The sequence below is a fragment of the Pseudonocardia thermophila genome (assembly GCF_900142365.1).
Lineage (GTDB): Bacteria > Actinomycetota > Actinomycetes > Mycobacteriales > Pseudonocardiaceae > Pseudonocardia > Pseudonocardia thermophila.
On the sequence record NZ_FRAP01000016.1, the window covers coordinates 1 to 19,649 of the forward strand.

Below are 19,649 nucleotides of genomic sequence, written 5' to 3' on the forward strand. Positions count from 1 at the left end.
CCGAGACACGAGCCTTCTCGGTGGTCACCTCCCGCGGCGACAGCAGCTGGAGGGCCCACCCGGCCTCGGCGTCCTTCTTGAAGGTCTCCTTGCTGGTCAGGGTGACGGTCTTCGTCCCGCGGCCCGCGACGGTCTGCGACTTGACCCCGCTCGTGGCCCCCTCGTCGCTCACCCAGCGGTAGGAGATCGTGGTCTTCCCGTCGAGCTTCAGCGTCACCTTCGCCGAGAAGGTGACCGTCACCGGACAGTTGCCGGTGAATCGCTGCGGCGTCGCCGAGGGCGCGCTCACCGACACCGTCGGTTTCGCCGGAGCATCATCCGTCGATGGCGCGGCCGCGGCCACCCCGGGAACGGCGAGCAGACCCGCCGTCACCGCGGCGGCCACACCCGCGCCGAGGGTGGCTAACCGGGCTCTGCCTCAGGAGATCAGCACTCTCGAATCTCCATTTCAGTTGGGTCGGTTTCGGAGCGGACGAGACAATTGCGGTGCGTGTGCGACAGCGCACGTGATGTCACATATCTCCTGGTTGCCTCGCCGATGATGGTGTCAGACAGTCCACTGTAGATCTACAGTGGACGACGCTCCCGTCGGGCGCGAACGCCGGCGCCGTGGTGGACTGGTCGGGTGCGTTCCTTCGCCTGCCCGCACTGCGCGGCCCTGGTCTTCTTCGCGAACACCGCGTGCCTGTCGTGCGGCACCGCGATCGGCTACTCGCGCGCCGAACGCAGCCTCGTCCGCGCCGACGGCCGCCGGCGCTGCGCCAACGCGACCATCGCCGACTGCAACTGGCTGCTCGACCCGGCCGACCCCGGCGATCTGTGCTCCTGCTGCGCGCTCACCCGCACCCGCCCGGCCGACGGTGATCTGAAGGCGCTCGCCTCGTTCGCCGCCACCGAGGCGGCGAAACGGCGGCTGCTGCACCAGCTCGACGACCTCGGCCTCCCGGTCGTGGACCGGGCCGAGGACCCCTCCGGGGGGCTCGCGTTCGACCTGCTCTCCAGCGCTGAGGAACCGGTCGTCACCGGCCACGCGAGCGGCGTGGTGACCCTCGATCTCGCCGAAGGCGACGACGGGCACCGCGAACGCATGCGCGTGGAGCTCGCCGAGCCGTACCGCACACTGCTCGGGCACCTGCGGCACGAGACCGGGCACTGGTACTGGGAGGTGCTGATCGATCGCGTCGGCCGCGCGGACGAGTTCCGCGTGCTGTTCGGCGACGAGCGCGCCGACTACTCCGACGCGCTCGCCCGCCACTACGCGGAGGGGCCGCCGGCGGGTTGGGCGGACCGGCACGTGAGCGCCTACGCCGCCGCGCACCCGTGGGAGGACTGGGCCGAGACGTTCGCCCACTACCTGCACATCCGCGACACCAGCCAGACCGCGGCGGAGTTCGGGATCGTCGTCACCGGGCCGACGGCGCAGGTGCGGGCCGACCTGCGGGCCGAGCCCACCGCCACCCCGCAGATGTTCACCGAGATCATCGGCACCTGGCTGCCGTTGACCTACGCGCTCAACGCGGTGAACCGGTCGATGGGGTTCACCGATCTCTACCCGTTCGTGCTCGCCCCCGCGGTGCTGGACAAGCTGCGGTTCGTGCACGACCTGGTGGCCGAGCACCCCGCCTACGCGAACGCCGCCACCAGCAGGAACGGCACCAGGTAGAACAGGCAGACGGCCAGCGCGACCCCGCAGCACACCACGCCGGCCACCGCGAGTCCGTGCCCGTCGGCCTCACCTGTGCGGGTACGGCCGAAGGCGGCGATCCCCAGCACCCCGCCGATGATCAGCAACGGCCAGGCGATCACTCCGATGAACGGGATCCAGCAGAACAGCACCGCCAGGATCCCCAGCACCAGCGACGCGACCGCGCTCCCGCTCATCGGCGGTCGCCCGACGGGCACGTAGGGCGGCCCGTACGCACCGGGCATCGGCTGCTGCTCGTACGGCTGCTGGCCGCTGTATCCGTACCCGGACCGATGGGGGTCCTGGTACGGGTCAGGCGGATACGGAGGCTGCGTCATCGACGGGCACCCATGCCGGGATGATCGCACGGCGCCGGCGGCGCGTCACCCGAGGCTCAGGAGCGGACGGTCAGCCCCACCCGCTGGAACTCCTTGAGGTCGGAGTACCCGGTCTTCGCCATCGCCCGGCGCAGCGCGCCGAACAGGTTCACCGACCCGTACGGCTCGTCGGACGGCCCGAACAGCACCTGCTCGAGGGTGCGGTCCGCCGGGCCGACCGTGACCACGTCCGAGCGCGGCAGGTTCGGGTGCGCCGCCGCCGACGTCCAGTACAGGCCCCCGCCGGGCGCGTCGGTGGCCTCGGCGAGCTGCTCGCCGAGCATCACCGCGTCGGCGCCGCACGCGATGGCCTTGGCGATGTCGCCGGAACTGCGGATGCCGCCGTCGGCGATGACGTGGACGTAGCGGCCGCCGGTCTCGTCGAGGTAGTCGCGGCGGGCCGCGGCGGCGTCGACGATCGCGGTGGCCATCGGGACGCCGATGCCGAGCACCTCGTCGGTGGTGGTGGCCACGCCCTGGCCGTACCCGACGATGACCCCGGCGGCGCCGGTGCGCATGAGGTGCATGGCGGTGCGGTAGTCGCCGCAGCCACCGGCCACGACCGGCACGTCGAGGGAGTTGATGAACTCCTTGAGGTTCAGCGGCTCACCGCGGGAGACGTGCTCGGCGGAGATGATCGTGCCCTGCACGAAGAGGATCTCCACACCGCCGGCGAGCAGCATCGGGGTGAGCTCGCGGGCGCGCTGCGGGCTCACCCGCGCGGCGACCGTGACGCCGGCGTCGCGGATGGTCTTGAGCGCCTCGCCGAGCAGGCCCTCGTCGATCGGCGCAGCGTGCAGCTCCTGCAGCGTGCGGATGGCCGGGCCGGGATCGCTGCTGCCCTCCAGGGCGTCGCGCACCTCGGCCAGCGCCGCGTCCACGTCGGAGTGCCGCGCCCACAGGCCCTCCGCGTTGAGCACCGCCAGGCCACCGAGCCGGCCGATCGCCACCGCGCTGGCCGGGGAGACCACGGCGTCCGTCGGGTGGGTCACCAGCGGGATGTCGAACTGGTACGCATCCAGGCGCCACTCCGTCGACACCTCTTTCGAGCTGCGGGTCCGCCGCGAGGGCACGATCTCGATCTGATCGAGGTCGTACGCCCGGCGGGCCTCACGGCCCATCCCGATCTCCACCACGTCACGCACGGGTGGTCAGCCTAGACCGCCGCGGCGCCCGCTCAGCGGCTGGAGTAGTTGGGCGCCTCGACGGTCATCGTGATGTCGTGCGGGTGGCTCTCCTTGAGGCCGGCGGCGGTGATGCGCACCATGCGGGCCTGCTGCAGCTGCTCGATGGTCTGCGCACCGGCGTAGCCCATGCCGGAGCGCAGCCCGCCCACCAGCTGGTGGATGACCTGCGCGAGCGGGCCGCGGAACGGGATGCGGCCCTCGATGCCCTCGGGAACGAGCTTGTCCTCGCTCAGGACGTCGTCCTGGGCGTAGCGGTCCTTCGAGTAGCTCTTCTGGTCGCCGCGGGAGCGCATGGCGCCCAGCGAGCCCATGCCGCGGTAGGTCTTGTACTGCTTGCCGCCGACGAGGATCACCTCGCCCGGCGACTCCTCGGTGCCGGCGAGCAGGCTGCCCAGCATGACCGTCGACGCGCCGGCCGCGATGGCCTTCGCGATGTCACCGGAGTACTGGATGCCGCCGTCGCCGATCACCGGCACGCCCGCGGGCGCGCACACCTGCGCGGCCTCGTAGATCGCGGTGATCTGCGGCGCACCCACCCCGGCGACGACGCGGGTGGTGCAGATCGAGCCGGGGCCCACGCCGACCTTGACCGCGTCGGCACCGGCCTCCACGAGGGCCGCCGCGCCCTCCCGGGTGGCGACGTTGCCGCCGACGACGTCCACGGAGTTCCCGACCTCGGCGCGCAGCTTCGCGACGGTCTCCAGCACCCGCCGGGAGTGCCCGTGCGCGGTGTCGACCATCAGGATGTCCACACCCGCGTCGACCAGCTGCATCGCCCGCGCGTAGCCCTCGTCGCCGACGCCGACGGCCGCCGCGACCACCAGCCGCCCGTCGGGGTCCTTCGTGGCGTTCGGGTACTTCTCGGTCTTGTTGAAGTCCTTGATCGTGATGAGCCCGCGCAGCACGCCGTCGCCGTCGATGACGGGCAGCTTCTCCAGCTTGTGGCGGCGCAGCAGGCCCAGCGCCGCCTCGGCGCTGACCCCGACCCGGGCGGTGATCAGCGGGGCCTTCGTCATGACCTCACGGACCGGCCGCGAGTGGTCCATCTCGAACCGCATGTCGCGGTTGGTGATGATGCCGACGAGGTGCCCGGTCTCGTCGGTGACGGGCACACCCGAGATGCGGAACTTCGCGCACAGCGCGTCGACGTCGGCGAGGGTGTCGTCCGGCGAGCAGGTCACCGGGTCGGTGACCATGCCGGCCTCCGACCGCTTGACGACCTCGACCTGCGATGCCTGCTCCTCGGGGGCGAGGTTGCGGTGCAGCACGCCGAGGCCGCCGGCGCGCGCCATCGCGATGGCCATGCGCGCCTCGGTGACCGTGTCCATCGGCGACGACACGATCGGCACCTTGAGGCGCACACGCCGGGTGACCTGGGCGCTGGTGTCGACGGCGCTCGGCACGACGTCGGACTCGGCGGGCAGCAGCAGCACGTCGTCGAACGTCAGGCCGAGCATCGCGAACTTCTCCGGCAAACCACCGGTCTCGCTGGTCATCGGCGGGATCCGCGCCTTCCGTACGACTTCCCCTGAGGGATGACCGCCGGCAGCTCGTGGAGCCGGCGGACGAGTGGACATGGCCTTCGAGCCATCGTAAACGGCCCCAGGACCCGTGGCCCGCCGCCCGGCTGCCCGTCACTGCGAAACCGGTCACCCACCGGCCGGGGCACCCTGACCGTCCGGTCAGTGGCCACACGCACCGTGACGGATCCGACGATCGATTCCGACATCCGGGGCCGCGCCGACGCGTAACCATCGGTCGTCGCGAGTATCGTTGACGGCGTGTCACCCGATGCACTGCCGCCCGACCCGTTCGCCGGCGACCCCTACGATCCGGCTCTCTCGCTCGAAGGCGACGAGCCGGAGGTGGAGCGGCTGAGCGAGATCGAGCGCGACGAGGTCATCGCTGACCTCGCCGACCTGGCCGTCTTCCAGGCGCTGCTGGAGGGGCGAGGAGTGCGGGGCATCGTCGTGGACTGCGGCGACTGCGGCGAGCAGCACTACCACGAGTGGAACCTGCTGCGCGCGAGCCTGCAGCAGCTGCTCGACGAAGGCTACATGCGCCCCCACGAGCCCGCGTTCGATCCCGACCCGTCGCGCTACGTCACCTGGGAGTACTGCCGCGGCTACGCCGACGCGGTGCTCTCGGACTCCTGATCGCTCCTGTTCGCCGGCTGACACCAGACCTGACGCAGTGCGCGGCCCCGGATGCCGGGGCCGCGCACTCGTCCGCCCGGCTCAGGACGGCCGGGCCGCGGTGCTCGTGACGCCGGGTGTGCTGCCCATGCTCTGCCCCGACCCGGCCGTGGTCGACGACGGGCTGCCCTCCGGTGTGGCCGACGTCGATCCGGACGACGGTGTGGTCGTGGTCGACGGGGAGGTGCCCGGCGACGCCGACGGGTCGTCCAGGGTGCGCGGATCCTGGGCGGGCTGTGAGCTGCCGCCCGTCGCCGGTCCGGTGCCGGGGGCCGTGCTGCCGCCCGTGGTCGGCTCGGTGGGCGGCGCGGAGCTCGGGTCGGCCCCGACGGCCGCGCCGTGCGGGACGCGGCGGTGGCGGTCCCTGCGCAGCGGCTGACCCGGATCGGTGGGCTGCCCGGGCGGGGTCTCCTCAGCCTTGGCGGCCAGGAAGTTCTGCACCTCGGCCAGCTGCTCGCGGCCCTCCTCGGGGCGGACGACGGCCAGCTCGGCCTGGGCTTCCGCCAGCTCCGCCGCGGCCACCTCCGGCTGGCCCTCGGTGAGGGCGCGCTTGGCCCGGTCGATGCGTTCCCCGACACGGGCGGCGGCCTCGATGGAGGTCGCCCGCTCGGAGAACAGCACCTTCGAGATGCCCCACAGCGCGTCCCCCGGCTCGGCGGAGGCCGAGCCGACCGAGACGCCGCCGAGGGCGAAGACGGCGAAGGCCGCGGCCGCCGCCACCGGTGCGAGGTGCCGCCGGGCGCGCGAGCGCTGCGGCCGGCCGGCGCTGCGGATGGTCTCGATGGCGGTGTCGATGTCGACCAGCTCCGGGATGGGGTCGCGGTCGACCTCCTCCCGCCACGCGGCGAGGATCGCGGCCACGCGGTCGTCGGCGTCGTACCCGGCGAACCCGGGCGTCGTGACCCGCATGCCGGACGCGAGCGCGCTGATCAGCTCGTCGTCGGCCTGCACGGCCACGAGGTCGATCGGCTCGTCCTCGAGCTGGTGGGCCCGGGTCGACATGCCCTCGGGCCGGCGGCCGTTGGTGCGGTGGTCGGCGCGGTGGAAGCGCTCGTCGTCGCGCATCAGACCACCTCCTCCTCGGGCATCGACTTGCGCAATCGGGCCAGTGCCCGGTGTTGGGCGACCCGGACCGCACCCGGGGTCGAGCCGACCGCCTCGGCCGTCTCCTCGGCGGAGAGGCCGACGACGACGCGGAGGATCAGGATCTCGCGCTGCTTCTCGGGGAGCGTGTCGAGCAGCCGGGCCATCTCGCCGGAGAGCTCGACCTGCAGAGCGCGCTGCTCGGGACCGTCCGCCGACTCGACGGAGTCGGGGAGGTCCGCGACGGGTTCCGAGCGGTTGCGGGACGCGGCCCGGTGCGCGTCGATGACTTTGTGGGAAGCGATTCCGTACACGAACGCCAGGAAGGGGCGACCCTGGACGCGGTAACCGGGAAGGGCCGTCAGCACGGCCAGACACACCTCCTGCGCGACGTCGTCGGCGGAGACCGACGATCGGTCCATCCGGCCGAGGCGCGCGCGGCAGTATCGCACGACCAGCGGACGAATGATGGCGAGCAAGGTTCCGACGGCCCGGCGGTCCCCGGTCATCGCGAGGGCCACCAGCTCGTCGGGAACCTCTGTCGTCTCAGTCATCGCGGGGTGTAGTCCTGGTGTTACGGCACATTCCTGGTCGGAGTGCGGCCCGGGTCGATCACCGAGAGTTCTCGACCGTGTCCTCTGCGCTCACACGTTAGCGAAGCGACGGTCACGCTCGGCGGACGGATCCCGAACCGACACCCCCAAGACGATCCAGCGTGCCGATCCGTTGTGCGGTGGCGGGCACCACCACCCGAACGGCTCCAGGACACCATACGGATGGACCCGGCCGCGGACGGAGCGTCAACACGGCCGGGACCACCCGGTACGGCGACGAGGTGCGCCTCCATCGGGCACGCTGCGCCCGACGGACGTCACGGTGCGTGGAACGGCGGAGATCGATCTCAGGACACCAGCCCGCGGCGGAAGCCGTGGGCCACGGCCTGCGCACGGTCACGGACCCCGAGCTTGCGGAACAGCCGTCGCGCGTGGGTCTTCACGGTGTCCTCGGAGAGGTAGAGCTCACGGCCGATCTGCCCGTTGCTCTTGCCCTGGCTCATGCCGCGCAGCACCTGCAGCTCCCGCTCGGTCAACTGCACGCCGGGGTCGGTCGGCGTCCGCGGCGTGGGGACCGCGGTGCTGGCCAGGGTGTGCGCGAGGGCGGCCACCAGCTCGGGACGCGAGGCGTCCCAGCGCAGGTAGCCCCGGGCACCACCGGCGATGGCAGCAGCGATGCTGCCCGCGTCATCGGGTGCACCGAAGACGATCACGTTTGCCTGGGGGTGAGCCGCCACCAGGCGACGCGTGGCCTCGACCCCGGTGGGCACCGCTCGCTGCGTGCCGATGAGGACGACGTCGACCGGCTGGCGGGAGAACCTGGCCAGCAGCTCGTCCCCGTGGGCAACGCAATCGATCCGGTGCACGCCCGGGACCGCGGACATCACGCGGGTGAGGCCTTCGCGGACGCTGCGACGATCGTCGCAGATGAGTACCGTCGTCACGACGATTCCTTCCTGCAGCTTCCTGCAGCCGGGTGATGTGTCACCCCAAGCATCGGCGAGTGACAGCTTCACCTTGACACGATCAGGGCGGTTTTGTGCCCTCCATTCGAGAGTCTTGCGCCAAGTGGCACTCGTCATGTGGGTGACGAAGGTCCGAATGGAGTAATCACATTACCGCGTGGAACCCGAGTGACCGCATCGACACCCCGAGGAGTCGCCTGCCCAGTGGGTCGGATCTACGTGCGATGACGCTCATCGTGACCTGCGCGGCGTGTCGCCGCTGAGCACGACCGGTCACCGAGCCGCCTCTCGAGTGCTGCACCGTTCGAGTGGCGACGTCGTTTACAGCGTCGCCCGTACGGTCCAGTAGATCACCCGCAGCGAGCAGACACGGCCATTCGAGTGGCGCCAGCCCCCGTTCGGCGCACTCCCCGGCCAACCGATCCAGTTCGGAGACTGCCTCCTCCGGGTCCAGCGCGCCCGCCGCCGCAGCCGCGACGACGCGCACGATCAGCGACTTGACCAGGTGACGGACCGATCCCGCCGCCCTGGCCCGCTGCACGGCGTCGGTCGCCGGCGCGAGGGCCGCGCCCGGATCACCGCGCAGCAGCGCCAGCTCCGCCCGGACCCAGCCGACCCGAACGGGGAGGCGCCATGACGGATGGTAACAAGTCAGTAACTCTGCGCTGTCGAGCAGGCGCTGCGCGACGAGCGGTCTGCCGAGGCCGACGTTGTCGGCGGCGAGCCCGACGAGCGCGTCGACGCGAGCCGCGGCCAGATCCGTGCCGTCGGGGTCCGGTTCGTCCGCTACCGAGGCTGCGGCCGTAGCGGCTGCCGTCGGTGCTTCCACGGCCGTGGTGGCGATCCGCAGGGCCCATCCGTCGTCGGCGAGAGCCACAGCGTGCCCGCCGAGCTGACGACGGTGCGAGGCGGCCGTGACGGCCGCATGGGCCCGCACCGCGGCCGGGGTGGCTGGATCGGCCCGCAGCCGGGCCAGCTCAGCGGCTGCGGCGGCGTAGCGGCCCTGCCCGCCCAGGGCGACGGCGGCGAGCCACCGGTCGCGCGGCGGGGCGTCGCGCGGGACGCGGACCGGCGCTCCCGGCGCGTGCCCGAACGCGATGTCGCGCAGCCGGCTCACCCGGTCATCCTCGCCGGGCGGATCGCTCGTCGGAACCTTGTCGGCCCCGTGCCCCGGCCTTACGGTGAGGGTTTCGCCCGCGCTCCGGAGTGGCAGGTGATACGGGTGGCGGACACACACAGGCTCCCGACACCGGTGGCCGAGACCTACGACTGGCAGCTCCGCGGCGCCTGCCGGGGCATGGACAGCGCGTACTTCTTCCATCCCGAGGGCGAACGCGGCGCGGCGAAGGCGCGGCGCGAGGAGCGGGCCAAGCAGGTGTGCCGCCGCTGCCCCGTGCTCGAGGAGTGCCGCCGCCACGCGCTCGCGGCCGAGGAGCCGTACGGGGTGTGGGGCGGGCTCTCCGTCGCCGAGCGCACAGCGCTGCTGGCACGAGGTGGCCGGAAGCTGGACGCTCGCCACCGGGACGGCGTCGAGAACGAGGTCGTGGTGATCAACAAGGCGATTTGATCACCACGACCTCGTTCTCGACGCAGGAGGTTCTCGACGCAGGAGCCAGGGCACGAGAAGGGCCGCCCCGGGGTGCACCCGGAGCGGCCCCTCGAGCCTCCGTTGCTCAGTCGTCGATCAGCTCGCGCCGATCAGTGGCCGTGCCCGTGGCCGTGCCCGTTCGCGGGCTCCGGCGGCTCGGGCTTGTCGACCACGGCGCTCTCGGTGGTGAGCACCATGCGGGCGATCGACGCGGCGTTCACCACAGCGGAGCGGGTGACCTTCACCGGGTCGATGACGCCCTCGGCGACCAGGTCGCCGTAGGTGAGGGTGGCGGCGTTGAAGCCCTGCCCCCACTCCTTCTCCGCCACCTTGCCGACCACGACGGCGCCCTCCAGACCGCCGTTGGTGGCGATCCAGAACAGCGGCGCCTTGAGCGCCTCGCGGACGATCGCGACACCCGTCGCCTCGTCACCGGCCAGGCCGAGCCCGCCCTCCAGCACGGCGGACGCGTGCACCAGCGCGGAGCCGCCGCCGGGGACGATGCCCTCCTCGACGGCCGCGCGGGTAGCCGCGACGGCGTCCTCGATGCGGTGCTTGCGCTCCTTGAGCGCGGTCTCGGTGGCCGCACCGACCTTGATGACCGCGACACCGCCGGACAGCTTGGCCAGCCGCTCCTGCAGCTTCTCGCGGTCCCAGTCGGAGTCGGTGGTCTCGATCTCCTTCTTCAGCTGCGCGATGCGCGCCTCGACGGCCTCGGCCGAGCCGGCGCCCTCGACGATCGTGGTGGCGTCCTTCGTGACGACCACGCGCCGAGCCGAGCCCAGGACGTCCAGGCCGACCTCGGCCAGCTTCAGGCCGACCTCGGGGTTGACCACGGTGCCGCCGGTGGCGATCGCCAGGTCCTCCATGAACGCCTTGCGGCGGTCACCGAAGAACGGCGACTTGACCGCGGCGACCTTGAGGGTCTTGCGGATCGAGTTCACGACGAGGGTGGACAGCGCCTCGCCCTCGACGTCCTCGGCGATGATCAGCAGCGGCCGGCTCTCGCCGAGCACCTTCTCCAGCAGCGGCAGCAGGTCCGCGATCGCGGAGATCTTCTCGCGGTGCAGCAGGATGAAGGGGTTCTCGAAGACCGCCTCCATCGTCTCCGGGTCGGTGACGAAGTACGGCGACAGGTACCCCTTGTCGAACTGCAGACCCTCGGTGATCTCCAGCTCGGTGGCGAGGGTGGAGCCCTCCTCCACCGTGATCACGCCGTCCTTGCCGACGGTCTTGAGCGCCTCGCTGATGAGGGCGCCGATCTCGGCCTCGCGGGAGGCGATGGTGCCGACCTGGGCGACGTGGTCCTTGTCGTCGACCGGGATGGCCCGCTTCTTGAGCTCCTCCGTGACCGCCTCGGCGGCCTTCGCGATGCCGACACCCAGCGCCGTCGGGTTGGCGCCCGCCGCCACGTTGCGCAGACCGGCGGTGACCATGGCCTGGGCGAGCACGGTGGCGGTGGTGGTGCCGTCGCCGGCGACGTCGTTCGTCTTGGTGGCGACGGACTTGGCGAGCTGCGCACCGAGGTTCTCGTACGGGTCCTCGAGCTCGATCTCGCGCGCGATGGTGACGCCGTCGTTGGTGACGGTCGGCCCACCGAACTTCTTGTCCAGCACGACGTGGCGCCCGCGCGGGCCGAGGGTGACCTTGACCGCGTCGGCCAGCTGGTTCACCCCGCGCTCCAGAGCACGACGGGCGGTCTCGTCGAAGCTGATCTGCTTCGGCATGTCCTGCCTTGTCCCTTCAGGTAACCAGCGAGACGGGGCCGCCACCCCGCTCGGGGGCGACGGCCCCGTCAGGAGCCTCGACTCAGTTGACGACCGCGAGCACGTCGCGGGCGGAGAGGATCAGGTACTCCTCCCCGTTGTACTTGACCTCGGTGCCGCCGTACTTCGAGTAGATGACGACGTCGCCGACCTTGACGTCCAGCGGAATGCGGTTGCCCTTGTCGTCGATGCGGCCCGGACCCACCGCGAGGACCTTGCCCTCCTGCGGCTTCTCCTTGGCCGTGTCGGGGATGACGATCCCGGACGCGGTGGTGGTCTCGGCCTCGCTGGCCTGGACGACGATCCTGTCCTCGAGCGGCTTGAGGTTCGCCACTTGATGACCTCCCCTTCCTGGGGTGTGCCTCACGAACTGCGGGTTTGTGGGTTTACGACCTGCGGTCGCACCGTCGTCGCGGGTGCCGGAGCAACCAGATGTCGGCCGTGCAGTTGGCACTCTACCCATGAGAGTGCCAACGCCTCAACGCCAGGTCCGGGTAGCCGAGCGCCCCGTCTGCATATCCCCCATCACGGTGGCTACCGGCGGGTTCCCCCGGCTCGTGGCCGTGCTCCCGCCCCAGCTCAGAGCGCATGTGACCGCCCGCGTAGCGTCCCCGCCATGACGACGATCTCCGGCATCGACGTGACGGGGCTGTGCCTGGGAGGCAACGTCTTCGGGTGGACGGTCGACCGCGAAGGCGCCTTCGCGGTGCTCGACGCGTACCTCGAAGCGGGCGGCACGATGATCGACACCGCCGACGCGTACCTGTGGCGGAAGCCGGGCAACTCCGGCGGTGAGTCCGAGGCGATCATCGGCGAGTGGCTCGCCTCCCGCGGGGTGCGCGACCAGGTCGTGATCGCGACGAAGGTGGGCTCGTGGCCCACCCGGCCGGGGCTCTCGGCCGCGAACATCACCGCGGCCGCGGAGGACTCGCTGCGCCGCCTGCAGACCGATAGGATCGATCTCTACTACGCGCACAAGGACGATCCCGACACGGTGCAGGAGGAGACCCTCGACGCGTTCGACGCGCTGGTCAAGGCCGGGAAGGTCGTCCAGATCGGCGCCTCCAACTTCACCCCGGAGCGGCTGCGGTCGGCGCTGGAGATCTCCGAGCGCGACGGGCTGACCGCCTACACCGCGGTGCAGCCGCACTACAACCTGATGGACCGCAACGCGTTCGAGGCCGGGCTGCAGCCGATCGTCACCGCGAACGAGATGGCCTGCTTCCCGTACTACGGGCTGGCGATGGGCTTCCTGACCGGCAAGTACCGCGGTCAGCCCGTCGAGAGCGTCCGCGCGCAGGGCGCGCAGGCCTACCTCGACGACCCGCGCGGGCCCGCGGTGCTGGCCGTGCTGGACGAGATCGCGGCGGGCCACGGCGTGCCGGTGGCCGCGGTGGCGCTCGCCTGGCTGGCCGCGCAGCCCGGGGTGACGGCGCCGATCGCGAGCGCCCGCACCGTCGAGCAGCTCAAGGAGCTGATGGCGATGCGGACGCTGCAGCTGACCTCCGACGAGCTGCGGCTGCTCACGCACGTGTCGGACTGAGCCGATCCACCGGTCTCACGCGCTGACGAGCACCTCGGTCACCGGCATCGAGGAGTCCGCCGGGAGGTCCAGCGGGCTGGGCGCCGCCCCGGCCGCCGCCAGGTGCGCACCGAGGGCGGCGACCATCGCCCCGTTGTCGGTGCACAGCCCCGGACGGGGCACCCGCAGCGTGATCCCGGCGGCGGCGCAGCGTTCCTCGGCCATCGCCCGAAGCCGCGAGTTGGCCGCGACGCCGCCGCCGAGCAGCAGCGTGTCCATGCCGCGCTCGCGGGCGGCGCGCACCGCCTTCGCGGTCAGCACGTCGGTGACGGCCTCCTGGAAGCTGGCCGCCACGTCCGCGACCGGGATCGGGGTACCGGCCCGCTCCAGCGCCTCGACGTGCCGGGCGACCGCGGTCTTCAGCCCCGAGAAGGAGAAGTCGAACGACGCGTCGCGCGGCCCGGTGAGCCCGCGCGGGAACGCGATCGCGTCCGGGTCGCCGTCGCGGGCGACCCGGTCGATGTGCGGGCCTCCCGGGAACGGCAGCCCGAGCAGCCGCGCCACCTTGTCGAACGCCTCCCCGGCCGCGTCGTCGATCGTGGCGCCGATCGGGGTGATCGGCCCGGCGAGATCGGGCACGTCGAGCAGGCTGGAGTGCCCCCCGGAGACGAGCAGCGCCAGCGCGGGCGGCAGCGGGCCGTGCTGCAGCGTGTCGACGGCGACGTGCGCGGCGAGGTGGTTGACCCCGTAGAGCGGCACGTCCCACGCGGTGGCGTAGGCCTTCGCGGCCGCCACGCCGACCAGCAGCGCACCGGCGAGCCCCGGCCCGGCGGTCACGGCGACGACGTCGACGTCGCGTCCCGTGATCCCGGCGGTGGCCAGCGCCCGCCGCACCGCCGGCACGATCGCGTGCAGGTGCGCGCGGGAGGCCACCTCGGGCACCACGCCGCCGAAGCGGGCGTGCTGCTCCACCGACGAGGCCACCTCGTTGGCCAGCAGCTCGGGCCCCTCCCCCGTCATCCGGACGATCCCGACCCCGGTCTCGTCGCAGGAGGTCTCGAACCCCATGACGATCACGACTTCGCCTCCCGGCGCATGGTGTGGGCATCGGCTCCGCTGCGGTAGTAGCGGCGGCGCAGCCCGACGACGGCGAAGCCCTCGCTCTCGTAGAGCCGCTTCGCGGGCTCGTTGTCCGTGCGCACCTCGAGGAACACCACGGCGGACACCGCGTCGGCGACGTCGAGCAGCGCCCGCAGCAGCGTGCGGCCCACGCCGCGGCCCTGGTGCTGCGGGTCGACCGCGAGGTTGTGGATCTCGGCCTCGGCCTGCGGCGGCCCGGCGACGATCCCCAGCCCGCCGTAGCCGACGAGCGCCCCGCCGGTGCGCGCAGCGACGTAGGTGCGGCCGGGGGTGCGCAGCTCGGACAGGAACGCCGACGGCGTCCACGGGTCGTCGCCGCGGAAGAGGACCTGCTCCAGCTCCGCGCACCGGTCGGCGTCGGCCGGGGTGAGCGGGTCGATCGTGACGATCATCCGGCGGTCACCCGCTTTCGGCCGGTCGGCTCCACCGCGTCGGGGCGACGCAGGTACAGCGGCTCCAGCGGGCCCGGGATGATCCCGGCGCGCAGCGCCTCGGCCGCCACCGCCACGAGCCCGCCCGGGCTGGGCGACTCCGGGCCGACGACCGGACGACCCAGCACGGCGGCCATCCCGCCCGCCGCGACGTAGCCACCGGCACGGCGGGTCAGCGACGCCGGCGCCTCGACGTGCGGGCCATCGACCCGCCGCCCGGCCTCGTCGTAGGCGGCCCAGTAGACCTCGCGCCGACGCGCGTCGGTGACGACGAGCAGCGGCTCGCCCGTGGGGCAGTCGGCGGCGATCGCGTCCAGCGTGCAGACGCCGTGGACCGGCCGGCCCAGAGCGTCGCCCAGCGCGGCGGCGGTGACCATGCCGACCCGCAGCCCGGTGAACGGGCCCGGCCCCGCCCCGACCACGAACGCGTCCATGTCGCGCAGCGCCGCGCCGGCGTCGGAGCACGCCTGCAGCACCAGCGGCATCAGCAGCTCGGCGTGCTTGCGCGTGTTGATCTCGACCCGGCTCGACCGCACCTCGACGCCGTCACCGGTGACGGTGACGACCCCCGTGGTGACGGCGGGTGTCGCGGTGTCGATGGCCAGGACGAGCACCCCGCGAGGGTATGCCGTCACCGGGGCGCGACGACGTCCGGGAGCCGGTCACCGCCGGGCCACGACGCTGATCGTGGCCACCCGCACGTCGTCCGGCCGCCGCTCCAGCCGCACCAGCACGTGCTGCTGAGCGAGCCGCTCCGCCACGCCCTCGCCCCACTCGACGGCGACGACGGCCTCGGCCAGGTCGGTGTCGAGATCGAGGTCGTCCAGCTCGGCCGCGCCGCCGAGGCGGTAGGCGTCGACGTGCACGAGCGGCACGCCCGCGCCGCCCGGGCCGGGCCGGTGCTCGCGGGCGATCACGAACGTCGGCGACGTCACCGGGCCGACGACCCCCAGTCCGCGGGCCAGGCCCCGCACGAACACCGTCTTGCCCGCGCCGAGCGGGCCGGCCAGCACCACCAGGTCGCCCGGGCCGAGCCCGGCGGCGAGCGCCTCCCCGAGCGCCTCGGTGTCCTCTGGGCCCGGCAGCTCGATCGGGGTGTCGAGGGGAACGGTCATCGGTTGCGTCACGCCCGCCTCCGCAGCCTGCGCAGCACCCCCGGCCGGGACGGGCCGCCGATCCGCCGGGCGCTCCGCCGGAGCAGGTCGAGCAGCGCCTCGTCCATCGCCGCGGGCTGCTCCAGCATCGGCATGTGCCCGACGCCGGGGAACCGCACGAGCGTGGCATCGGGCAGCTCGGCGGCGATCCGCTCGGCGTGGCTGAACGGGATGACCCGGTCGGCGTCCCCGGCCGCGACCAGCACCTCGCAGCCGGCCAGCGCGGGCAGCGCCGCGATGCGGTCGTGCGAGTTGACGGTGTCGACGAAGTCGGTGAGCGCGTCGACGGCGTTCGCGCTGATCATGCTGTCGACGAGGTCGACGAGCCACGGCGCCACGTTGCGGTCGCCGTAGGCGAAGCTGCGGGTGATCGCCCAGATGACGTCGCCGAGCAGCCGCCGCCCGGTCTCGACGAGCGTCGGCTGGACCCGCGCGAGCAGCCCGACGCCGCGGGTGAGCGGGTTGCGCCGCGACAGCAGCGCCTTCGGCAGCCCCGCGGACCCGACTTCGCCCGCGGAGGTGGACACCAGCCCGACGCCGACGATCCGCTCCTCGAACAGCCGGGGGAACTGCTCGGCCAGCGCCATCACCGTCATGCCGCCCATGGAGTGCCCGATCAGCACGATCGGCCCGTCCGGCACGAGCGTGCGCAGCACCGCCTCCAGGTCGCGGCCGAGCTGCTCGATCGTGCAGCTCTCCCGCGGACCGCGCTCGGAGCGGCCGTGGCTGCGCAGGTCGTAGAGCACTTGGCGCACGCGCGGGGCATCGCCCCCGCCGGGCAGCTCGGCGAAGGTACGTCGCTGGAAGTGCCAGGTGCGCCGGTCCAGCGCGAAGCCGTGCACGAGCACCACGGTCAGGTCGGGCTCGCCACCGTCCAGCGGGGCGATCTCCTCGCAGGACAACCGCAGCCCGTCGTCGGCGATCACCGAGATCTGCTCCCCCGGCGGCTGCTCGCCCGGGATCGCGCCACCGGTCAGCTGGGCGGCGAGCCTGCGGCGCTCGGCCGCGATCTGCTTGCTCTTGCGGGCCGCGGCCCCGACCGCGAGCCCGGTGACCGCGGCTCCGGCGGCGCCGACCGCGCTCCAGATCGTCTGCTGGCGGTTCACGACGCGTCCTCCCGGACCACGCGGGTGACCCGGGCGCCGCGGACCCCGGTGACCACCTCGTAGTGGATGGTGTCGAGCTCGTCAGCCCACTCCTGCGCGGTGGGCTCGCCGTCGGCACCGGAGCCGAACAGCACCGCGAGGTCCCCTTCCGCGACGGGGAGGTCGCCGCAGTCGACGACGATCTGGTCCATGCTGATCCGCCCCACGACCGGGCGGCGCTCCCCGTGGAGCAGCACGGTCATCCGCCCACGCCGGTTGAGCCGCCGCGGCACGCCGTCGGCGTAGCCCAGCGGGACCAGGGCGAGCGTGGTGTCGGTGGGCGCGACCCAGTCGTGGCCGTACGCGACCCCCTCCCCCGCGGGTACCCGCTTGACCAGCAGCACCCGAGCCTGCAACCGCATGACGGGCCGCAGCGGGCTCTGCGTCACGGGCCGGTCGTAGGGATCGAGGCCGTAGACGGCGATGCCGGTGCGGACCATGTCGAGCGCCAGGTCCGGGCGGCGCATCAGCGTGCCGCCGGAGTTGGCGAGGTGGCGGATCGGCCGCAGGCCGCGCTCGCGCGCGAGCTGCCAAGCGGCGGCGAGCCGCGCGGCCTGCCGGTCCAGCGTCGGGTGGCCGGGGACGTCGCCGTGGGAGAGGTGGGAGAACAGGCCCACGATCTGCGCGGTTCCCTCGGCAGCGGCCTTCGCCGCGGCGTCCACCAGGTCCGGCCAGTCCGCGGGTGGGGCCCCGCCGCGGGACAGCCCAGTGTCGATCTTCAGGTGCACCCGCGCGGTGCGCCCGGTGGCCCGGGCAGCAGCGAGCACGGCCGACAGGTGCGCCACCGAGTTCACCCCGAGGTCGATCCCGGCGGCGACGGCGGGCGCGAAGTCGTCGGCCGGCGAGTGCAGCCACGCGAGCACCCGCGCGTCGATCCCGCCTGCGCGCAGGGCGAGCGCCTCCTCCAGCGTGCACACGCCGAGCCAGGTGGCGCCGGCGGCGAGCGCGGCCCGCCCGACGGCGACCGCCCCGTGCCCGTAGCCGTCGGCCTTGACCACGGCCATCAGCTCGGAATCGGGGGCGGCGGCCCGCAGCACACCCACGTTGTGGCGGACCGCGGCCAGATCGACGACGGCCTCGGCGCGCGGGGTCCGGTCGCAGGGCACGAACTGCATCATCCCACCGGCGGCCGAGGCGTTCCGGCCGGAGGGCCGTGCGGGTGAGCTACCTCGCAGGGAGGATCTCGACGTCGCAGGGGGTGAACCGGCGGTCCGCCGGGCCGATGGGCACCGCTTCGACCTGCACTTGCGCGATGTGGGGGGCGCATCAGACCTCGACAGCGCCGTGCTCCGCCGGTCGCCGAAGCCACCGGCCCAGCGCCGTCCCCGGGCGCGCTCACCGGAGATCGCGACGCTCAAGCCCGCAGATCCAGCTGCCGCAGCACCTCCGGGATCGCGCCCTGGATCGCCGTGGCCGGGGCGGGGGCGCCGGCGGCGGCCAGCCCGGCTGCCCGCGCGTGCACCCACGCCGCGCAACCGGCCGCCCACCACGGCTCCAGGCCCGCCGCCAGTAGCGCGCCGATGATCCCCGAGAGCACGTCGCCGGAGCCCGCGGTGGCCGCCCACGACGTCGGCGACGGATGCACCAGCGCCCGCCCGTCCGGGTCGGCGACGACCGTGGTGTTGCCCTTGAGCAGGACGGTCACGCCGAGCTCGGCGGCGGCGCGGCGGGCGGCGGCGACCCTGTCCGGGCCCACCTCGCCGGCGATGCGGGCGAACTCCCCGGCGTGCGGGGTGATCACGATCGGCCGACCGCGCACCGCCTCCCGCAGATCGGCGTGCCGGGCGAGCAGGGTGATCGCGTCGGCGTCGACGCAAGCCGGCACCCCCGCGTCGAGCACGGCCGCGAGCAGGTCGCGGCCGGCGGCGTCGGTGCCGATGCCCGGGCCCACCGTCCACGCCTGGACGCGGCCGGCGGCGGCGAACGTATCGGTCACGATCACCTCGGGCCAGCGGGCCCGCACCCGGTCGGCCGCGGAGCCGGCGAACCGCACCATCCCGCTGGTCGCGAGCACGGCCGCCCCCGTGGCGAGCACCGCCGCCCCGGGATAGGTGGCCGAGCCGGCGGCGACGCCGGTGACGCCCTGGGTGTACTTGTCGTCGGCCGGGCCGGGCACCGGCCAGCGGGCCGCGACGTCGGCGGCCTCCAGCAGGTGCGCGTGCGGCTCCGGCAGGTACGGGCCGATCCCGATGTCGACGACCCGCACCGGGCCGCAGCGGTCCGCGGCCAGCGCGTGCACCGGCTTGCGGGTCCCGAACGTGACGGTGGCGGCCGCGGTCACCGCGGGACCGGCGACCGCGCCGGTGTCGCAGTCCACGCCGCTGGGCAGGTCGCAGGCCAGGATCGGCACCCCGGCCTCGTCGGCCGCCGCGACCAGCGCCGGGGCGGGGTCGCGCAGCGCGCCCCTGCCCGAGATGCCGACGATCCCGTCGATCACCAGCTGCGCGCGCCGCACGACCTGCGGCGCGGCCGGATCGGTCCCGGCCACCACGCGGCCGCCCACGCGGCGCAGCGCCACCAGCCCGGCCGGGTGGGCCCGCTCCGGGTTCATGAGCACCGCCGTGACACCCACCCCGCGCCGGCGCAGCTCGTAGCCGGCCCACAGCGCGTCTCCGCCGTTGTCGCCGGACCCGACGAGCAGCGCCACCCGGGTCCCGGGCAGCGGCGTGCCGAGCATCCGGGTGGCCGTCACCGCCAGCCCGAACGCCGCCCGGCGCATCAGCGTGCCCTCCGGAAGCTCGGCCATCAGCGCGCCCTCCGCGGCGCGCACCTGGTCAGCCGTCCACACCCCGTCCATACCGACGGAAGTTACGCCGCGCCCGCGTCGTCGATCCGGGCGACCGAGCGGGCATCGGCGC

At 73.4% G+C, this 19,649-nt stretch carries 21 protein-coding genes; 4 read left to right on the forward strand and 17 right to left on the reverse strand.

Features of this window, described 5'->3' with window-relative positions:
- Positions 1–289, reverse strand: a 289-nt coding sequence (locus BUE41_RS19815) for a hypothetical protein (protein WP_159444937.1), incomplete at its 3' end; no start/stop codon positions are given.
- A 336-nt stretch (positions 290–625) separates the two neighbouring features.
- On the opposite strand from BUE41_RS19815, the gene BUE41_RS19820 reads away from it, so the two are divergent.
- The gene (locus BUE41_RS19820; protein WP_073458658.1) at positions 626–1,663 is read left to right on the forward strand and encodes a zinc-binding metallopeptidase family protein; all 1,038 of its coding nucleotides are present in this window, start codon (positions 626–628) and stop codon (positions 1,661–1,663) included.
- Here the strand turns inward: BUE41_RS19820 and BUE41_RS19825 are convergent.
- The 3 genes from BUE41_RS19825 to guaB are packed head-to-tail and all read right to left on the reverse strand — an operon-like array spanning position 1,624 to position 4,744.
- A complete protein-coding gene (locus tag BUE41_RS19825) occupies positions 1,624–2,022 on the reverse strand; it encodes a DUF4190 domain-containing protein (RefSeq protein WP_143172260.1) in 399 nt (132 codons plus the stop codon). The genes BUE41_RS19820 and BUE41_RS19825 overlap by 40 nt on opposite strands.
- A 56-nt stretch (positions 2,023–2,078) precedes the next feature.
- Positions 2,079–3,206, reverse strand: a complete 1,128-nt coding sequence (locus tag BUE41_RS19830) for a GuaB3 family IMP dehydrogenase-related protein (protein WP_073458660.1) — start codon at positions 3,204–3,206, stop codon at positions 2,079–2,081.
- Between the two features lie 32 nt (positions 3,207–3,238).
- A complete protein-coding gene (gene guaB, locus BUE41_RS19835; protein ID WP_073458661.1) occupies positions 3,239–4,744 on the reverse strand; it encodes an IMP dehydrogenase in 1,506 nt (501 codons plus the stop codon).
- A 285-nt stretch (positions 4,745–5,029) separates the two neighbouring features.
- Here guaB and BUE41_RS19840 point away from each other — a divergent pair, with 285 nt between their 5' ends.
- Positions 5,030–5,404 carry a DUF5319 domain-containing protein gene (locus tag BUE41_RS19840; RefSeq protein ID WP_073458662.1) on the forward strand — a complete coding sequence of 125 codons (375 nt, stop codon included), beginning with the start codon at positions 5,030–5,032 and terminating at the stop codon, positions 5,402–5,404.
- An 81-nt stretch (positions 5,405–5,485) separates the two neighbouring features.
- Here BUE41_RS19840 and BUE41_RS19845 read toward each other — a convergent pair whose 3' ends face one another.
- The 4 genes from BUE41_RS19845 to BUE41_RS19860 all read right to left on the reverse strand — a co-directional run bounded on the left by BUE41_RS19845 (position 5,486) and on the right by BUE41_RS19860 (position 9,162).
- Positions 5,486–6,508, reverse strand: a complete 1,023-nt coding sequence (locus BUE41_RS19845; protein WP_073458663.1) for an anti-sigma-D factor RsdA — start codon at positions 6,506–6,508, stop codon at positions 5,486–5,488.
- The gene (locus tag BUE41_RS19850; RefSeq protein WP_073458664.1) at positions 6,508–7,080 is read right to left on the reverse strand and encodes a sigma-70 family RNA polymerase sigma factor; all 573 of its coding nucleotides are present in this window, start codon (positions 7,078–7,080) and stop codon (positions 6,508–6,510) included. The genes BUE41_RS19845 and BUE41_RS19850 overlap by 1 nt, the downstream gene beginning before the upstream one ends.
- 347 nt (positions 7,081–7,427) lie before the next feature.
- On the reverse strand, positions 7,428–8,024 hold the full coding sequence (locus tag BUE41_RS19855; protein WP_073458665.1) for a response regulator transcription factor: 597 nt from the start codon (positions 8,022–8,024) through the stop codon (positions 7,428–7,430).
- A gap of 166 nt (positions 8,025–8,190) precedes the next feature.
- Positions 8,191–9,162, reverse strand: a complete 972-nt coding sequence (locus BUE41_RS19860) for a hypothetical protein (protein ID WP_073458666.1) — start codon at positions 9,160–9,162, stop codon at positions 8,191–8,193.
- Between the two features lie 105 nt (positions 9,163–9,267).
- Between BUE41_RS19860 and BUE41_RS32085 the strand changes: the two genes are divergently transcribed.
- Positions 9,268–9,612 (forward strand): WhiB family transcriptional regulator, encoded by a 345-nt coding sequence (locus BUE41_RS32085; protein ID WP_073458667.1) that lies wholly within the window; start codon positions 9,268–9,270, stop codon positions 9,610–9,612.
- A 131-nt stretch (positions 9,613–9,743) separates the two neighbouring features.
- On the opposite strand, the gene groL is transcribed toward BUE41_RS32085, so the two are convergent.
- Both groL and groES read right to left on the reverse strand, forming a co-directional pair.
- Positions 9,744–11,360, reverse strand: coding sequence for a chaperonin GroEL (gene groL, locus BUE41_RS19870; protein WP_073458668.1), 1,617 nt, complete (start codon positions 11,358–11,360; stop codon positions 9,744–9,746).
- Positions 11,361–11,442: 82 nt separating this feature from the next.
- The gene (gene groES / locus BUE41_RS19875; protein ID WP_073458669.1) at positions 11,443–11,733 is read right to left on the reverse strand and encodes a co-chaperone GroES; all 291 of its coding nucleotides are present in this window, start codon (positions 11,731–11,733) and stop codon (positions 11,443–11,445) included.
- A gap of 282 nt (positions 11,734–12,015) precedes the next feature.
- On the opposite strand from groES, the gene BUE41_RS19880 reads away from it, so the two are divergent.
- Positions 12,016–12,942, forward strand: a complete 927-nt coding sequence (locus BUE41_RS19880; protein ID WP_073458670.1) for an aldo/keto reductase — start codon at positions 12,016–12,018, stop codon at positions 12,940–12,942.
- A gap of 15 nt (positions 12,943–12,957) precedes the next feature.
- Here BUE41_RS19880 and tsaD read toward each other — a convergent pair whose 3' ends face one another.
- The 7 genes from tsaD to BUE41_RS19915 form a co-directional block, all read right to left on the reverse strand.
- Positions 12,958–13,989 carry a tRNA (adenosine(37)-N6)-threonylcarbamoyltransferase complex transferase subunit TsaD gene (gene tsaD, locus BUE41_RS19885; RefSeq protein WP_073458810.1) on the reverse strand — a complete coding sequence of 344 codons (1,032 nt, stop codon included), beginning with the start codon at positions 13,987–13,989 and terminating at the stop codon, positions 12,958–12,960.
- Between the two features lie 5 nt (positions 13,990–13,994).
- Positions 13,995–14,453, reverse strand: a complete 459-nt coding sequence (gene rimI / locus BUE41_RS19890) for a ribosomal protein S18-alanine N-acetyltransferase (protein ID WP_073458671.1) — start codon at positions 14,451–14,453, stop codon at positions 13,995–13,997.
- Positions 14,450–15,106 carry a tRNA (adenosine(37)-N6)-threonylcarbamoyltransferase complex dimerization subunit type 1 TsaB gene (tsaB, locus tag BUE41_RS19895; protein ID WP_073458672.1) on the reverse strand — a complete coding sequence of 219 codons (657 nt, stop codon included), beginning with the start codon at positions 15,104–15,106 and terminating at the stop codon, positions 14,450–14,452. The genes rimI and tsaB overlap by 4 nt, the downstream gene beginning before the upstream one ends.
- Positions 15,107–15,154: 48 nt before the next feature.
- Positions 15,155–15,607 carry a tRNA (adenosine(37)-N6)-threonylcarbamoyltransferase complex ATPase subunit type 1 TsaE gene (gene tsaE / locus BUE41_RS19900; protein WP_073458811.1) on the reverse strand — a complete coding sequence of 151 codons (453 nt, stop codon included), beginning with the start codon at positions 15,605–15,607 and terminating at the stop codon, positions 15,155–15,157.
- A gap of 8 nt (positions 15,608–15,615) precedes the next feature.
- The gene (locus BUE41_RS19905; RefSeq protein WP_073458673.1) at positions 15,616–16,752 is read right to left on the reverse strand and encodes an alpha/beta fold hydrolase; all 1,137 of its coding nucleotides are present in this window, start codon (positions 16,750–16,752) and stop codon (positions 15,616–15,618) included.
- Entirely contained in the window at positions 16,749–17,906 is a 1,158-nt protein-coding gene (gene alr / locus BUE41_RS19910) for an alanine racemase (RefSeq protein WP_073458812.1), read from the reverse strand. Before alr ends, BUE41_RS19905 begins: the two co-directional genes overlap by 4 nt.
- A 239-nt stretch (positions 17,907–18,145) precedes the next feature.
- The gene (locus BUE41_RS19915) at positions 18,146–19,588 is read right to left on the reverse strand and encodes a bifunctional ADP-dependent NAD(P)H-hydrate dehydratase/NAD(P)H-hydrate epimerase (RefSeq protein WP_073458674.1); all 1,443 of its coding nucleotides are present in this window, start codon (positions 19,586–19,588) and stop codon (positions 18,146–18,148) included.
- Positions 19,589–19,649 lie beyond the last annotated feature (61 nt).

What these genes read in the sequence shown, in the direction of transcription:
- BUE41_RS19825 (WP_143172260.1), bottom strand. Translation starts at nt 2,022, where the DNA reads ATGACGCAGCCTCCGTATCCGCCTGACCCGTACCAGGACCCCCATCGG.
- guaB (WP_073458661.1), bottom strand. Translation starts at nt 4,744, where the DNA reads ATGACCAGCGAGACCGGTGGTTTGCCGGAGAAGTTCGCGATGCTCGGC.
- BUE41_RS19845 (WP_073458663.1), bottom strand. Translation starts at nt 6,508, where the DNA reads ATGCGCGACGACGAGCGCTTCCACCGCGCCGACCACCGCACCAACGGC.
- BUE41_RS19850 (WP_073458664.1), bottom strand. Translation starts at nt 7,080, where the DNA reads ATGACTGAGACGACAGAGGTTCCCGACGAGCTGGTGGCCCTCGCGATG.
- groL (WP_073458668.1), bottom strand. Translation starts at nt 11,360, where the DNA reads ATGCCGAAGCAGATCAGCTTCGACGAGACCGCCCGTCGTGCTCTGGAG.
- BUE41_RS19880 (WP_073458670.1), top strand. Translation starts at nt 12,016, where the DNA reads ATGACGACGATCTCCGGCATCGACGTGACGGGGCTGTGCCTGGGAGGC.
- tsaD (WP_073458810.1), bottom strand. Translation starts at nt 13,989, where the DNA reads ATGGGGTTCGAGACCTCCTGCGACGAGACCGGGGTCGGGATCGTCCGG.
- rimI (WP_073458671.1), bottom strand. Translation starts at nt 14,453, where the DNA reads ATGATCGTCACGATCGACCCGCTCACCCCGGCCGACGCCGACCGGTGC.
- tsaE (WP_073458811.1), bottom strand. Translation starts at nt 15,607, where the DNA reads ATGACCGTTCCCCTCGACACCCCGATCGAGCTGCCGGGCCCAGAGGAC.
- alr (WP_073458812.1), bottom strand. Translation starts at nt 17,906, where the DNA reads ATGCAGTTCGTGCCCTGCGACCGGACCCCGCGCGCCGAGGCCGTCGTC.
- BUE41_RS19915 (WP_073458674.1), bottom strand. Translation starts at nt 19,588, where the DNA reads ATGGACGGGGTGTGGACGGCTGACCAGGTGCGCGCCGCGGAGGGCGCG.